Origin of the sequence: Mediterranea sp. ET5 (assembly GCF_023337025.1) — a bacterium.
GTDB lineage: Bacteria > Bacteroidota > Bacteroidia > Bacteroidales > Bacteroidaceae > Phocaeicola_A.
This window is the reverse complement of the sequence record NZ_JAMBLN010000019.1, coordinates 1-13415: the sequence shown is the minus strand read 5'-3', so window position 1 is coordinate 13415 and position 13415 is coordinate 1. Positions and strand designations below refer to the sequence as shown.

Below are 13415 nucleotides of genomic sequence, written 5' to 3'. Positions count from 1 at the left end.
GCCCTGTAAAAATGACGCGGACGACACCGAGCTGAATGACAGCCGTGTCGTCCGCGTTATCTGTTTATCCAGGCCGGAAAGCCTGTTGCGAACAGTCTCAGAAATTGAAAAGGGTCAGAAAGGCAGGTCGTCCTTCTCGTCGGTTGCAGCAAAGTCTGCCGGAGCAGCCGATGCAGGCGGGAACGGAGCTTCAGGAGCCGGTTCCGGAGCACCCATCTGCGGGGCAGCCACACGTTCAACCTTCCATGCACGGATACTGTTGAACCAGCGGTCTTGCCACTGACGAGCGTCAATATCGAACGAAACGGTCAACTCTTCACCCATCTGGATATTGAATTGCGCAATCTTGTCTGCTCCGAACACATCGAAACACATCTTGCGGGGATATTGGTCATGATTCTCGATGACATACTCTTGGGCCTTCCATTCGTTGCCCGTTGACTTGGAAACACCACCTCTTGGGGGAAGTATAGCAATGACTTTTCCTGTAAATTCCATTTGTTTAAGTGTATTAATTCAGCTGCGAATGTACACCATTCTTGGTAATTAAACGAATTTTCGACACTTTTTTTAGGGGCATTACATATAAAATTAGTAGTTTTGTGCACGCATAATAACCAATAAACATAAATAGAAAGACGTATGAAATTTATCGTTTCCAGCACTTCTCTTTTAAGTCATTTGCAAGCGATTAGCCGCGTTATCAACTCCAAAAATACTCTCCCCATCATGGACTGTTTCCTCTTCAATCTGCAAGACGGAACACTCTCCATCACTGCATCCGACACCGAGACCACCATGGTAACCTCCATCGAGGTGACCGAGAGCGACAGTGACGGACGCTTTGCCATTGTGGCCCGCACGTTGCTGGACGCGATGAAGGAAATACCGGAACAACCCCTGACTTTCAATCTCAACCCCAATACCCTCGAAATTACCGTGCAGTACATGAACGGACAATACACCGTCATGGGACAGAACGCCGATGAATATCCGCAACCTGCCACCCTGGGCGACAATGCCGTACATGCCAACATCCCCGCTGACGTACTGCTGAACGGCATCAACCGCGCACTCTTTGCCACAGCTGACGACGAGTTGCGTCCGGTGATGAACGGTATCTATTTCGACATTACTCCCGACGACATCACCATGGTTGCTTCCGACGGACACAAGCTGGTACGCAACAAGAATCTCTCGGTCAAAGGCAGTGAGAAGGCAGCCTTTATCCTCCCCAAGAAACCGGCGAACCTGCTGAAAAACGTGTTGACCAAAGAGGAGAACTCGGTAAGCATCGACTTTGACGACCGCAACGCTGTCATCACGCTGGAGAAATACCGCATGGTATGCCGACTGATTGAAGGACGCTATCCGAACTACAACTCCGTCATTCCTCAAAACAACCCCTATAAGATTACCATTGACCGCGCCGTGCTCCTGAGCGCCTTGCGCCGCGTGTCGGTCTTCTCCTCGCAATCGAGCAGCCTTGTGAAGCTCCGCATGGGTGACAACAAGCTGGTCATCTCCACACAGGACCTCGACTTCTCCACTTCGGCAGAAGAGACGCTGGTCTGCCAATACGAGGGCAACCCGATGAGCATCGGCTTCAAGGCTCCGTTCCTCATCGACATCCTGAACAACCTCCCGGGACAGGATGTCATCATCGAACTGGCTGACCCGTCGCGTGCCGGCGTAATCGTCCCTGCTGAACAGGAAGAGAACTGCGACCTGCTCATGCTGCTCATGCCCATGATGCTCAACGATTGATGCATCCTGTTTTTATTCTGACTGACTTTTACAAGCTCCGGCACTCTACCGCTCCCTCAATGGGCCGGCGTCCCGTTACGGTCTGGAACGGAAGTCTGTCTGACCACCGTCAACCCAATCAGGAGGTGAGGCAGCGACCGGATGCTTGCGACATTTGAAATACCGACTTATGAAACTGAACTTAAAGAATCCCATCGTGTTCTTTGACTTGGAAACGACGGGAACCAACATAAACTCCGACCGCATCGTCGAAATCTGCTACCTGAAGGTGTACCCCAACGGAAACGAAGAAAGCAAGACCATGCGTATCAACCCGGAGATGCACATCCCCGAAGCTTCCACCGCCGTACATGGCATCCATGATGAAGACGTGGCAGACTGTCCGCGCTTCAAGGATGTGGCTGCGTCCATCGCCCGCGACATCGAGGGCTGCGACCTCGGCGGCTTCAATTCCAACCGATTTGATATTCCCGTGCTGGCGGAAGAGTTCCTGCGTGCAGGGGTAGACATCGACCTGAACCGCCGCAAGTTTGTCGACGTACAGGTCATCTACCACAAGCTGGAACAGCGTACCCTGTCTGCCGCCTACAAGTTCTATTGCCACAAGAACCTGGAAGATGCACACACGGCTGAAGCCGATACCCGTGCGACCTACGAGGTGTTGCAAGCACAGCTCGACCGCTATCCCGATGTACTGAAAAACGACATTTCCTTCCTGGCAGACTACTCAAGCTTCAACCGCAACGTGGACTTTGCCGGACGGATGGTCTACGACGACAAAGGAGTGGAAGTATTCAACTTCGGCAAGTACAAGGGAGTACCCGTAGCAGAGGTGTTGCGCAAGGACCCGGGCTACTACAGCTGGATCCTGCAGGGCGACTTCACGCTCAACACCAAGCAGATGTTGACCAGAATCAGAATCCGCGAAGCCTCGAAATAAACAGAATCATGCTTGAAGGAAAGAAGTTCGTACTAGGCATCACGGGAAGCATCGCCGCTTACAAGGCAGCTTATCTCATCCGTGCCTTGATCAAGAAGGGAGCCGAAGTGCAGGTCGTCATTACTCCTGCCGGCAAGGAGTTCATCACCCCCATCACCCTCTCGGCATTGACCAGCAAGCCCGTCATCAGCGAGTTTTTCTCGCAACGTGACGGCACGTGGCACAGCCATGTGGACCTGGGACTGTGGGCCGACGCCATGATTGTAGCTCCGGCTACCGCCTCTACCATCGGCAAGATGGCACACGGCATTGCCGACAACATGCTCATCACAACTTATCTGTCCATGAAGGCTCCGGTCTTCATCGCACCGGCCATGGACCTGGACATGTTCGCTCATCCTGCGACCCAGCACAACCTTGACATCCTCCGCTCCTACGGCAACCACATCATCGAACCGGGAGAAGGAGAGCTGGCAAGCCATCTCGTGGGCAAGGGACGCATGGAAGAGCCGGACAACATCGTCCGGATACTGGAAGACTACTTCGCCAAGGGTGCAGAGCTGGCAAAAAAAAAAGTAGTCATCACGGCAGGACCGACCTACGAGAAGATTGACCCCGTCCGCTTCATCGGCAACTACTCCTCCGGGAAGATGGGATATGCACTGGCTGAAGAATGTGCCGTGAGAGGAGCCGAAGTCATCCTGGTAAGCGGACCGGTACAGCTGACGACGTCACACCCCGGCATACGCCGTATCGATGTGGAGAGTGCTGCGGAAATGCACGAAGCCACGCTCCGCGAGTTTGCCGACGCCGATGCTGCCATCCTCTGTGCTGCCGTGGCAGACTTTACACCGGAAGAGGTGGCTGACCATAAAATCAAGCGCGAGCACGACGACCTGGTGTTACGTCTGAAGCCGACGCACGACATTGCTGCCGCCCTCGGACAACGGAAGCAGGCACACCAATGCCTGGTCGGATTTGCCCTGGAGACTGACCACGAGGCGGAACATGCACAGGACAAGCTCCGGCGCAAGAACCTCAACTTCATCGTACTGAACTCCTTGCGGGATGCAGGGGCAGGCTTCCGCCACGACACCAACAAGATAACCATCCTCGATGCCGAAGGGAGTACCGCCTATCCGCTGAAAAGCAAGAAGGAAGTGGCAGCCGACATCGTCGACCGCCTGTGCCGGGAATTTGTTTCATAACCGTAGAAGATATGCTACAATCTCTATTCATACAGAACTACGCACTGATTGACACGCTCGACATCCGCTTCGACACCGGATTCTCCGTAATTACCGGCGAGACCGGTGCGGGAAAGTCCATCATCCTGGGAGCCATCGGCCTGTTGCTCGGACAGCGTGCGGACACCAAAGCCATCAAGAAAGGAGCTTCACGATGCACCATCGAGGCACATTTCCAGATTGGCAACTACCACATGGAGGACTTCTTCGAGCGCAACGACCTGACCTATGACCCGGAATGCATCTTACGCCGGGAAGTGATGGCGTCGGGCAAGAGCCGTGCGTTCATCAATGACACCCCTGCGCCGCTCAGCCTGATGAAAGAACTGGGCGAGATGCTCATCGACGTGCATTCACAGCACCAGAACCTGCTGCTCAACACCGAAGGCTTCCAGCTGAATGTGGTCGACATCATCGCGCAGGATGCAGCCTTGCTGACGGAGTACGGCAAGTGCTTTGCCCAATACCGGTCCAGCAGCAAGGCTTTAGCGGAAGCCATTGCCACGGCGGAGAAGAACCGGGCAGACGAAGACTACATCCGTTTCCAACTGGAACAGTTTGCGGAAATCGGGCTGAAGGAAGGCGAACAGGAGGAACTGGAACAGGAGGCCGAGACACTGAGCCATGCAGAGGACATCAAGTCGGGACTGTACCACGTCGACGCCCTGCTGGCCGGTGATGAAGGCGGCATCCTCGCCAACCTGAAGGAAGCGCAGAACCGCCTACACGACCTGAACTCCATCTATCCCCCGACAGAAGAACTGTCCGAACGCCTGGAGAGCTGCTACATCGAGCTGAAAGACATCGAACACGAAATCAGCAACCAGAGCGAAGAGGTGGAGTTCAATCCGCAACGGCTGGACTATGTCAACGAACGCCTCAACCAACTCTATACCCTGCAACAGAAACATCATGTCGACACCGTTGCCGAACTGATGAGCATCGAGCAGTCGTTCCAGGAAAAGCTCCATGCCATCACTTCCGCCGACGACCGGATAGCGGAACTGACCGCACAGAAAGAGAAAGACTATGCCCGCGTCATGGAGGTGGCAGGCAGGCTCACGAACGTACGCACCGAGGCTGCCCGAAGGATTGAGAAGGGCATGAAGGAGTACCTGGTGCCCCTGGGAATCCCCAACGTGCAGTTCGTCGTGGAGCTGACTCCGCGCAAGGAACCGGATGCTTACGGAGCGGATTGCGTCAACTTCCTCTTCTCCGCCAACAAGAACGGAGTCCTGCAAAATGTAGCATCCGTCGCATCCGGTGGAGAGATTGCCCGCGTCATGCTCTCCATCAAGGCCATGATTGCCGGAGCCGTCAAGCTGCCGACCATCATCTTCGACGAGATTGATACCGGTGTCTCGGGACAAATCGCCGAACGCATGGCACACATCATGCAGGAGATGGGCAACCGCGAACGGCAGGTCATCAGCATCACCCACCTGCCGCAAATCGCAGCCTTGGGAAGCAACCACTACAAGGTCTACAAGCAGGACGACGAGCAGGGCACGACCAGCCACATCCGTCAGCTGACACCCGACGAACGTGTGGAGGAGATTGCCCACATGCTGAGCGGAGCCACCCTGACCGAAGCTGCCATCAACAATGCCAAGGCACTGCTGAAGCACTGAAACCCTACCCCTATTCCATTGACATTACCGATTTGAAAAAGACAATGAACGAAGAAAGAAGCGAAATGATATTCGGCGTAAGAGCCGTCATCGAAGCCATAGAAGCCGGAAAAGAGATTGACAAGATACTCGTGAAACGGGACATACAGAGCGACCTGTCCAAGGAGCTGTTCGCCGCACTCAAGGACCGGTTCATCCCCGTACAGCGCGTCCCCGTGGAGAAACTCAACCGCATCACCCGCAAGAACCACCAGGGCGTGGTGGCATTCATCGCGGCGGTGACCTACCAGAAGAGTGAAGACCTCGTGCCCACCCTCTTTGAAGAAGGGAAGGTACCCCTGTTCGTCATGCTCGACGGCGTGACCGACGTACGCAACTTCGGCGCCATCGCCCGTACGTGTGAATGTGCCGGAGTGGATGCCATCATCATCCCTGCCAAAAACAGTGTGAGCGTCAACGCTGACGCCGTAAAAACCTCCGCAGGCGCCCTGCACACCCTGCCCGTCTGCCGCGAACAAAGCCTGACCGCCACCATCAAGCAACTGAAGGACTGTGGCTTCAGAATCATCGCAGCCACCGAGAAGGGCGACTATGACTATACCCATGCCAACTATACCGACCCCGTTTGCATCATCATGGGAGCCGAGGACACCGGCATCCCCTACGAACACCTGGCACTGTGCGACGAATGGGTGAAAATCCCTCTCTTCGGACACATCGGCTCGCTCAACGTGTCTGTGGCAGCAGGCATCCTGATGTATGAAGCCGTCAGACAACGGGGACTCGGACAATCCTGATTGATAACTCAAATTCTTCCTATCCATGAAAAGATTCTTATACCTCATCCTTGCCCTGCTGACGTCCTGGACAACCGTGTCCGCGCAGACTCCCAAATGGGTCGGCAAGGCCCGCAAGGCAATCATCTCCATCGTAACCTACGACAAAGACAATAAAATCATGAACACCGGCAACGGCTTTTTCGTGAAGAGCGACGGAACAGCCGTAGCCGACTACAGCCTGTTCGAAGGTGCCCAACGTGCCGTCATCATCAACTCCGACGGCAAAGAGTTCCCCGTGGACTGCATCCTCGGCGCCAACTCGATGTACGACCTCGTGAAGTTCCGCGTACAGACCGACAAGGAAGTGGACGCCGTCACACTGGCAAAGACACCGGCAGCCGTTGGCAGCACCGTCTTCCTGCTGCCGTATGCCTCGCAGAAGGAGAACACCCTCGGACGCGGAACGGTGGACGCCGTCACCCAGGTGGAGAGCAAATATTCCTACTACACACTCCACCTGCAGACTGGCGACAAGTCGGTGAGCTGCCCCATCACCAATGCCGAAGGCGAGGTGCTGGGCATGATTCAGAAATCCGCTGACAGCCAGTCCGCCGACAGCTATGCCGTGGATGCCGCCTTTGCCGCCGAACTGAGCCTCAACGCCCTCTCTCGCATGGACTATGCCCTCAACAACATCGGCATCCGCAAGGGACTCCCCGAAAAGCAGGACGAGGCACAGGTCTACCTCATGATGTCGAGCAGCCTGCCTGCCGACGACTACCTGGCACTCATCAACGACTACATCCGCCAGTTCCCCGCCAGCCACGAAGGCTACCTGCGCCGTGCCACCTTCTACCTCGACCGGAAAGGGGAAGACAACTACAAGCGGGCGGACGAAGACATCCGGCAGGCGCTGGAAGTATCGGAACAGAAGGACGACGCCTACTACAGTGCCGCCAAAATGCTGCTCCAGATCGTTGCCAACGGCATCACCTATCCGGAATGGACCCTGGACAAAGCGTTGCAATACATCGAGGAGGCCATCAAGCTCAACCCGATGCCGCTCTATGTACAGACCCAGGGAGACATCTACTTCGGCAAGCAGGACTATGAACACGCCTACGCCTGCTACGACCGCGTCAACCACTCCGAGCTCCGTTCCGCTGAAAGCCTGTTCAGCGCCGCACGCACCAAGCAGCTGATGGGCTCTCAGGACGAGGCGCTGGCACTGATGGACAGCACCGTTGCCTTCTTCGGCGACCTGCTGACGGAAAAGGCAGCCCCCTACGTCTTCCAACGTGCCCAGATGAAAGTGGAGGCAGGCAAATTCCGTGAGGCAGTGGCTGACTACAACGAATACGAGAAACTCGTGCTGGGAAAAGCCAGTGCCGAGTTCTTCTACGTCCGCGAACAGGCAGAGATGCAATGCAGACTCTACCAGCAGGCACTCGACGACATCGAAAAAGCAGTGGAGATGGACCCGAAACAGGTGCTCTATGTCGTGGAGCAGGTGGCTCTCTATACCCGTTTCAGCCAATTCGACAAAGCCGTCGAAGCCGCCCGGAAAGGCATCGCACTCGCACCGGACAACGCCGACCTCTACCGCATGCTAGGCTTCGGACAAATCCAGCTGAAGCAGAAGGAGGAAGGTAAAAAGAACCTGCTGAAGGCCAAAGAACTGGGTGACCCGAATGCCCAGACCCTGCTGGACAAATACGCCAAATAAATCATTCAACTTATCCCGCACAGGGGCACCGGTTGTTGACACCTGACACGGCGCCTCTGTGCCCACTTTCCCCCGCTACGGGACAATCCGACTCCACATGGCAGAAGAACTCCTGTTGACAGCTTCCGATAAAAAAGGACGGTACGAAGAAGTGCTGCCCCAACTTGTATCCGTCCTCGAAGGCGAGACTGACCGCACCGCCAACCTTGCCAACACCGCCGCCATCCTGAAAGAGGCGTTCGACTTCTTCTGGGTGGGCTTCTATGAAGTGAAAAGCCGCGAAGGCGAAGTTCCCCAACTGGTGCTGGCACCTTTTCAAGGTCCGCTGGCATGCACCCGCATCCACTACGGACGGGGAGTATGTGGCACCGCCTGGGCAGAAAGACACACCCTGGTTGTACCGGACGTTGACCGCTTCCCGGGACATATCGCGTGCAGCTCCCTGTCACGCTCGGAGATTGTTGTTCCGGTCTTCCATCCCGTCACCGATGAAGTGGTTGCCGTGCTCGACATCGACAGCCGCGAACTTTCCACCTTCGACGAGACCGACCGTCACTACCTGGAAATCCTCTCCTCTCACCTCTCCCACCTGTGGGCATAACCGACGGAAGCAGCCTGCCGGGAAATCAAAAAGAAAGCACTTCCCGGCTTTTGCTTGACATAGTTGGCAAATATCCCGTTTCCGGCTAACTCACCCTTTTCGAAAATCCGATAATCTGGAGACGAAACGTGAATGATTGCAAACGGAACGCCCGAAAAAAGCCCTTCATTTTAGAAAACTATACATTTCATTTTCGAAAAACAGACAAAACGTGCCCGGAACAATATTGTTTCGCGAGCCAAACAATATAGTTTGCCGCGCCAAACAATATAGTTTCACCTCCCAAACACGATTGTTTCGTGCCCGGAAGTCAAATCTTTGGAAGATGGAAGTAAAAAGAAGTGAGTTTCACTCTCCAGAAGGTGTGCCCTGTCAACAAATCAGAAGGTAATAAAAAGAGGGGTATTCAGGAGGAGGAGTGACAAGGAGCGTTGCCTCTGCAGGAAACCTTCGCAAAAAGGAAGAAAAGTTTCCTATACAGCAACAATGTGTATTTTGCAAATCACCTGAGAATGCCACGAAATCCACCAGACTGTATTTTGGTGCGAGGAACGGCACTCTCAGAGCCTTCGTTTGACATTTTGTCAAATCGTAATCCAACCTGTAAACGAACACCGACAGTAGACGCCTCATCGTCCCTGATGTAGGGGCGACCGGTCTGGTCGCCCGAACCCCACGCCGCATGGCCATCGATTTCGGATTGACCCGCAATTGGAGTCGACTTACAGAAATAGCACAAGCTGAGCCACCGTTAAAGCCCCAAGAAAACAAACTGAGCCAGAAAACAAACTGAGCCACCTTGGCGCGCCCCTGTTTGAAAGCACCCATTAACCAAAAAAGGAACACATCTGTTGATGTATTCCTTTTTTATCGCTGGGCTACCTGGATTCGAACCAAGAATGACAGGACCAGAATCTGTAGTGTTACCATTACACCATAGCCCATTGTTTTTGTTTTGACGCTGCAAAGATACAACATTTTTGATACATGCAAATACTCTGGGGATATTTTTTTCAAAAAAATTTTTGTCCATCCCCATTTCCATATAATAAGGTGTATAAGCGGGAGGCAATCCGGCAGCCTTCCGGAGAAGATGGACAAAATGACAAGATTCATTCTCAAAAAATACAAAAAACAAGGCACATTTATGGGTTGCATCTTTAGCTATTTCACAAATCCATGTATCTTTGTAATCCGTATTTCAGCACGGATTAAAATATTAAATAGTAACCATTTTTTAGAATGAACGAACTGCTAGAGAACATAACCAAAGGTATTCAAGAAAAAAAAGGAAAAGGCATCGTCATTGCCAACCTCACCGATATCGAAGATTCCATCTGTGATTATTTCGTGATTTGCCAAGGAAACTCCCCCAGTCAGATACAAGCCATCACCGAATCCATCTATGAAACCGTCAGACAGGCGACCCATGAAAAGCCGCTCAACGTCTGCGGACTGGAGAACTGCCAATGGGTGGCACTCGACTATGCCAACGTCATGGTACACATCTTCCTGCCTGCCCCACGCGCATTCTATGACTTGGAACATCTCTGGGAAGATGCCCAACTAATCACTATTCCGGACATTGACTAAGACAACTATGAGCAACAATACGAATCCGAAAGCCAACAACGGGGGCCCCAAATTCAACTTGAATTGGTTCTACGCCCTCATCATCGTGATTCTCGGTATCCTCTACCTCACCAACCAGGATGGAGGAATCAAGAAGAGCATCACGTACACCGAGTTCCAGAACTATGTAGAAAAAGGATACGTCAACAAGATTGTCGCCTACAACGACAACTCGCTCGACGTATACATCAAACCCGAACATGCACCCGAAGTGCTGAAAATCCCGGTTGAGAAAATCGGCAGAAGCCCGATGGTCAATACACGCATCGGCTCGACCGACAGCCTGGAAGAGTTCCTGAAAGAGGAAAAGGCCAACCACCCCGACCGGGCAGACATCACCATCGACTATCAGGAGAAGAGCAACTACATGATGTCCATCCTCATCAACCTGCTCCCCTTCATCCTCATCATTGCCATCTGGATGTTCTTCATGCGACGCATGGGCACCGGTTCAGGCGGTGGGTCCGGCGTGTTCAACGTCGGCAAGTCAAAAGCACAGCTCTTTGAGAAGGGAAGCGCCAACCGCGTGACCTTCAAGGATGTTGCCGGGCAGGCGGAAGCCAAGCAGGAGGTGCAGGAAATCGTGGACTTCCTGAAGAAGCCCCAGAAATACACCGAGCTGGGAGGTAAAATTCCCAAGGGTGCCTTGCTGGTAGGTCCTCCGGGAACAGGTAAGACCCTGCTCGCCAAGGCTGTGGCGGGTGAAGCCGACGTTCCGTTCTTCTCCATCTCCGGTTCGGACTTCGTGGAGATGTTTGTCGGCGTAGGTGCATCACGCGTGCGTGACCTTTTCCGTCAGGCGAAAGAGAAGTCGCCGTGCATCATCTTCATCGACGAAATCGACGCCGTGGGTCGTGCCCGTGGCAAGAACCCGTCGATGGGTGGAAACGATGAACGCGAGAACACGCTGAACCAGTTGCTGACCGAAATGGACGGCTTCGGGTCAAACAGCGGTGTCATCATCCTGGCAGCGACCAACCGGGTAGACATCCTCGACAAGGCACTGCTGCGTGCCGGCCGCTTCGACCGTCAGATACACGTCGACCTGCCGGACCTGAACGAACGTAAGGAGGTCTTCGGTGTCCACCTCCGTCCCATCAAGATTGACAGCACGGTGGACGTAGACCTGCTGGCACGTCAGACCCCGGGCTTCTCGGGTGCCGACATCGCCAACGTCTGCAACGAAGCAGCCCTGATCGCTGCCCGCCATAACAAGAAGACGGTCAGCAAGGATGACTTCCTCTCTGCCGTCGACCGCATCATCGGCGGTCTGGAAAAAAAGACCAAAGTGATGACACAGAACGAGAAACGCACCATCGCCCTGCATGAGGCAGGACATGCCACCCTCTCGTGGTTCCTCGAACATGCCAACCCGCTCATCAAGGTCACCATCGTGCCCCGCGGACGTGCCCTGGGTGCAGCCTGGTACCTGCCGGAAGAACGTCAGATTACCACCAAGGAGCAGATGCTCGACGAGATGTGTGCCCTCCTGGGCGGACGTGCTGCCGAGCAGCTCTTCGTCGGCCATATCTCCACCGGAGCCATGAACGACCTGGAACGTGTGACCAAACAGGCCTACGGCATGATTGCCTATGCCGGCATGAGCGACCGTCTGCCGAACCTCTGCTACTACAACAACGACGAGTATGCGTTCAACAAGCCTTACAGTGAAAACACGGCGCAACTCATCGACGAGGAAGTGAAGAAGATGGTGGAAGAGCAATACGAACGTGCCAAGGCTATCCTCTCCGAACACAAGGAAGGCCACAACCGGTTGGCAGACCTGCTGATGGAACGTGAAGTCATCTTCGCGGAAGACGTCGAGCACATCTTCGGCAAACGTCCGTGGGCTTCGCGTTCGGAAGAAATCCTTGCCGACTCTGAGCCGCAACCGGAAGAGACAGAGACTCCCGCACAGACGGACGACAAGTCCGCCCAACCGGAACCGTCGGCTGAAAAGAAGCCCGAAGACACAGCCATCGACCGGAAGATAGCCGAGGGCGAAGCTACGGAAGTGAAAGAATAACCAAAACACAAACGCTGTGAACAATCTCATACAAAGAAGCATCACGGGCATACTGTTTGTCGTCCTCCTCATCGGCGGCATCCTCTACAGCCCGTTTACATTCGGACTGCTGTTCGCCCTCATCACGGGTCTCTCTCTGTGGGAGTTTGCCCGGCTGGTGAACAGCAAGGAAGACGTATCGGTCAACCCGTTCATCACCACCATGGGCGGTGTGCTGCTGTTCCTTGCCTTCTTCTGCTACTGCACCGAGGCATCGGACGCCCGCATCTTCATCCCCTACCTGCTGATTCTGATTTACCTGTTTGTGAGCGAACTTTACCGCAAACAGAGTAGTCCCCTCAACAACTGGGCGTACTCGTTCCTGAGTCAGATTTACGTGGCCTTGCCCTTTGCCTTGCTTTGTGTGCTGGCGTTCCAGCGTAACACCGACCTGTCGGAGAGCTCGCCCGTCAGCTTCAATGCCATCCTTCCGCTGTCCGTCTTCATCTTCAACTGGAGCAACGACACGGGAGCCTACTGCACGGGCATGCTGTTCGGCAAGCACCGTCTCTTTGCACGCATCTCGCCCAAGAAGTCGTGGGAAGGTTCGATTGGCGGAGGGGTCATCTCCATCCTTGTCTCACTGGTCATGGCACACTTCTTCCCCTTCCTCACGGCGGCACAATGGGTAGGCTTTGCACTGACCGTCGTGGTCTTCGGCACATGGGGCGACCTGGTGGAGTCGCTCATGAAACGTCAGCTGGGCATCAAGGACTCGGGCAACATCCTTCCGGGTCACGGCGGCATGCTCGACCGTTTCGACAGCACCCTGCTGGCGGTTCCTGCGGTAGTGCTCTACCTGCAGGCAATCAGCCTCTCCTGACCCCATTCCATCTCCATAGATTCATCTTTCCGACGCGGACGATACAGGCTCCGTCTTTCTTGACGCAACAAGAGACAACGCGACCTGCATCGTCCGCGTCCGCTGTTTCCGAAAGGAGATGTCAAGACTTTTATCAATCGCTCCTATTTCCTGACTTCGTCACTCAAAAAACACAAATCTCATAACTGTCTGGCAACCATAGTT

General features: G+C 54.3%; 11 protein-coding genes and 1 tRNA gene. 10 read left to right on the top strand and 2 right to left on the bottom strand.

Features of this window, described 5'->3' with window-relative positions:
- Window positions 1-114: 114 nt before the first annotated feature.
- Complete coding sequence (locus M3087_RS11330) at window positions 115-498, bottom strand: DUF3127 domain-containing protein (RefSeq protein WP_022384039.1); 384 nt, start codon at window positions 496-498, stop codon at window positions 115-117.
- Between the two features lie 144 nt (window positions 499-642).
- Here M3087_RS11330 and dnaN point away from each other — a divergent pair, with 144 nt between their 5' ends.
- The 7 genes from dnaN (at window position 643) to M3087_RS11295 (ending at window position 8691) form a co-directional block, all read left to right on the top strand.
- Window positions 643-1767, top strand: coding sequence for a DNA polymerase III subunit beta (gene dnaN, locus M3087_RS11325; protein ID WP_022384040.1), 1125 nt, complete (start codon window positions 643-645; stop codon window positions 1765-1767).
- 169 nt (window positions 1768-1936) lie between these two features.
- Window positions 1937-2707 (top strand): 3'-5' exonuclease, encoded by a 771-nt coding sequence (locus tag M3087_RS11320; RefSeq protein ID WP_022384041.1) that lies wholly within the window; start codon window positions 1937-1939, stop codon window positions 2705-2707.
- Between the two features lie 8 nt (window positions 2708-2715).
- The gene (gene coaBC, locus M3087_RS11315) at window positions 2716-3915 is read left to right on the top strand and encodes a bifunctional phosphopantothenoylcysteine decarboxylase/phosphopantothenate--cysteine ligase CoaBC (protein ID WP_262918964.1); all 1200 of its coding nucleotides are present in this window, start codon (window positions 2716-2718) and stop codon (window positions 3913-3915) included.
- Window positions 3916-3926: 11 nt separating this feature from the next.
- The gene (gene recN / locus M3087_RS11310) at window positions 3927-5585 is read left to right on the top strand and encodes a DNA repair protein RecN (protein WP_249095786.1); all 1659 of its coding nucleotides are present in this window, start codon (window positions 3927-3929) and stop codon (window positions 5583-5585) included.
- Window positions 5586-5629: 44 nt separating this feature from the next.
- Window positions 5630-6382: a 23S rRNA (guanosine(2251)-2'-O)-methyltransferase RlmB gene (gene rlmB / locus M3087_RS11305; RefSeq protein ID WP_022384044.1), complete on the top strand. Its 753-nt coding sequence runs from the start codon at window positions 5630-5632 to the stop codon at window positions 6380-6382.
- A 25-nt stretch (window positions 6383-6407) separates the two neighbouring features.
- The gene (locus M3087_RS11300) at window positions 6408-8090 is read left to right on the top strand and encodes a serine protease (RefSeq protein WP_249095784.1); all 1683 of its coding nucleotides are present in this window, start codon (window positions 6408-6410) and stop codon (window positions 8088-8090) included.
- A gap of 97 nt (window positions 8091-8187) precedes the next feature.
- Window positions 8188-8691, top strand: a complete 504-nt coding sequence (locus tag M3087_RS11295; protein ID WP_249095782.1) for a GAF domain-containing protein — start codon at window positions 8188-8190, stop codon at window positions 8689-8691.
- An 873-nt stretch (window positions 8692-9564) separates the two neighbouring features.
- Here the strand turns inward: M3087_RS11295 and M3087_RS11290 are convergent.
- A tRNA-Gln gene (locus tag M3087_RS11290) sits at window positions 9565-9635 on the bottom strand.
- A gap of 298 nt (window positions 9636-9933) precedes the next feature.
- Here M3087_RS11290 and rsfS point away from each other — a divergent pair.
- The 3 genes from rsfS to M3087_RS11275 are packed head-to-tail and all read left to right on the top strand — an operon-like array spanning window position 9934 to window position 13211.
- Window positions 9934-10284, top strand: coding sequence for a ribosome silencing factor (gene rsfS, locus M3087_RS11285; RefSeq protein ID WP_022384367.1), 351 nt, complete (start codon window positions 9934-9936; stop codon window positions 10282-10284).
- A 7-nt stretch (window positions 10285-10291) separates the two neighbouring features.
- Window positions 10292-12349 carry an ATP-dependent zinc metalloprotease FtsH gene (gene ftsH, locus M3087_RS11280; RefSeq protein WP_022384366.1) on the top strand — a complete coding sequence of 686 codons (2058 nt, stop codon included), beginning with the start codon at window positions 10292-10294 and terminating at the stop codon, window positions 12347-12349.
- Between the two features lie 16 nt (window positions 12350-12365).
- A complete protein-coding gene (locus M3087_RS11275; protein WP_249095779.1) occupies window positions 12366-13211 on the top strand; it encodes a phosphatidate cytidylyltransferase in 846 nt (281 codons plus the stop codon).
- The last annotated feature ends 204 nt before the right edge of the window (window positions 13212-13415 follow it).

What these genes read in the sequence shown, in the direction of transcription:
- M3087_RS11300 (WP_249095784.1), top strand. Translation starts at nt 6,408, where the DNA reads ATGAAAAGATTCTTATACCTCATCCTTGCCCTGCTGACGTCCTGGACA.
- M3087_RS11320 (WP_022384041.1), top strand. Translation starts at nt 1,937, where the DNA reads ATGAAACTGAACTTAAAGAATCCCATCGTGTTCTTTGACTTGGAAACG.
- ftsH (WP_022384366.1), top strand. Translation starts at nt 10,292, where the DNA reads ATGAGCAACAATACGAATCCGAAAGCCAACAACGGGGGCCCCAAATTC.
- dnaN (WP_022384040.1), top strand. Translation starts at nt 643, where the DNA reads ATGAAATTTATCGTTTCCAGCACTTCTCTTTTAAGTCATTTGCAAGCG.
- coaBC (WP_262918964.1), top strand. Translation starts at nt 2,716, where the DNA reads ATGCTTGAAGGAAAGAAGTTCGTACTAGGCATCACGGGAAGCATCGCC.
- M3087_RS11295 (WP_249095782.1), top strand. Translation starts at nt 8,188, where the DNA reads ATGGCAGAAGAACTCCTGTTGACAGCTTCCGATAAAAAAGGACGGTAC.
- M3087_RS11330 (WP_022384039.1), bottom strand. Translation starts at nt 498, where the DNA reads ATGGAATTTACAGGAAAAGTCATTGCTATACTTCCCCCAAGAGGTGGT.
- rsfS (WP_022384367.1), top strand. Translation starts at nt 9,934, where the DNA reads ATGAACGAACTGCTAGAGAACATAACCAAAGGTATTCAAGAAAAAAAA.
- rlmB (WP_022384044.1), top strand. Translation starts at nt 5,630, where the DNA reads ATGAACGAAGAAAGAAGCGAAATGATATTCGGCGTAAGAGCCGTCATC.
- recN (WP_249095786.1), top strand. Translation starts at nt 3,927, where the DNA reads ATGCTACAATCTCTATTCATACAGAACTACGCACTGATTGACACGCTC.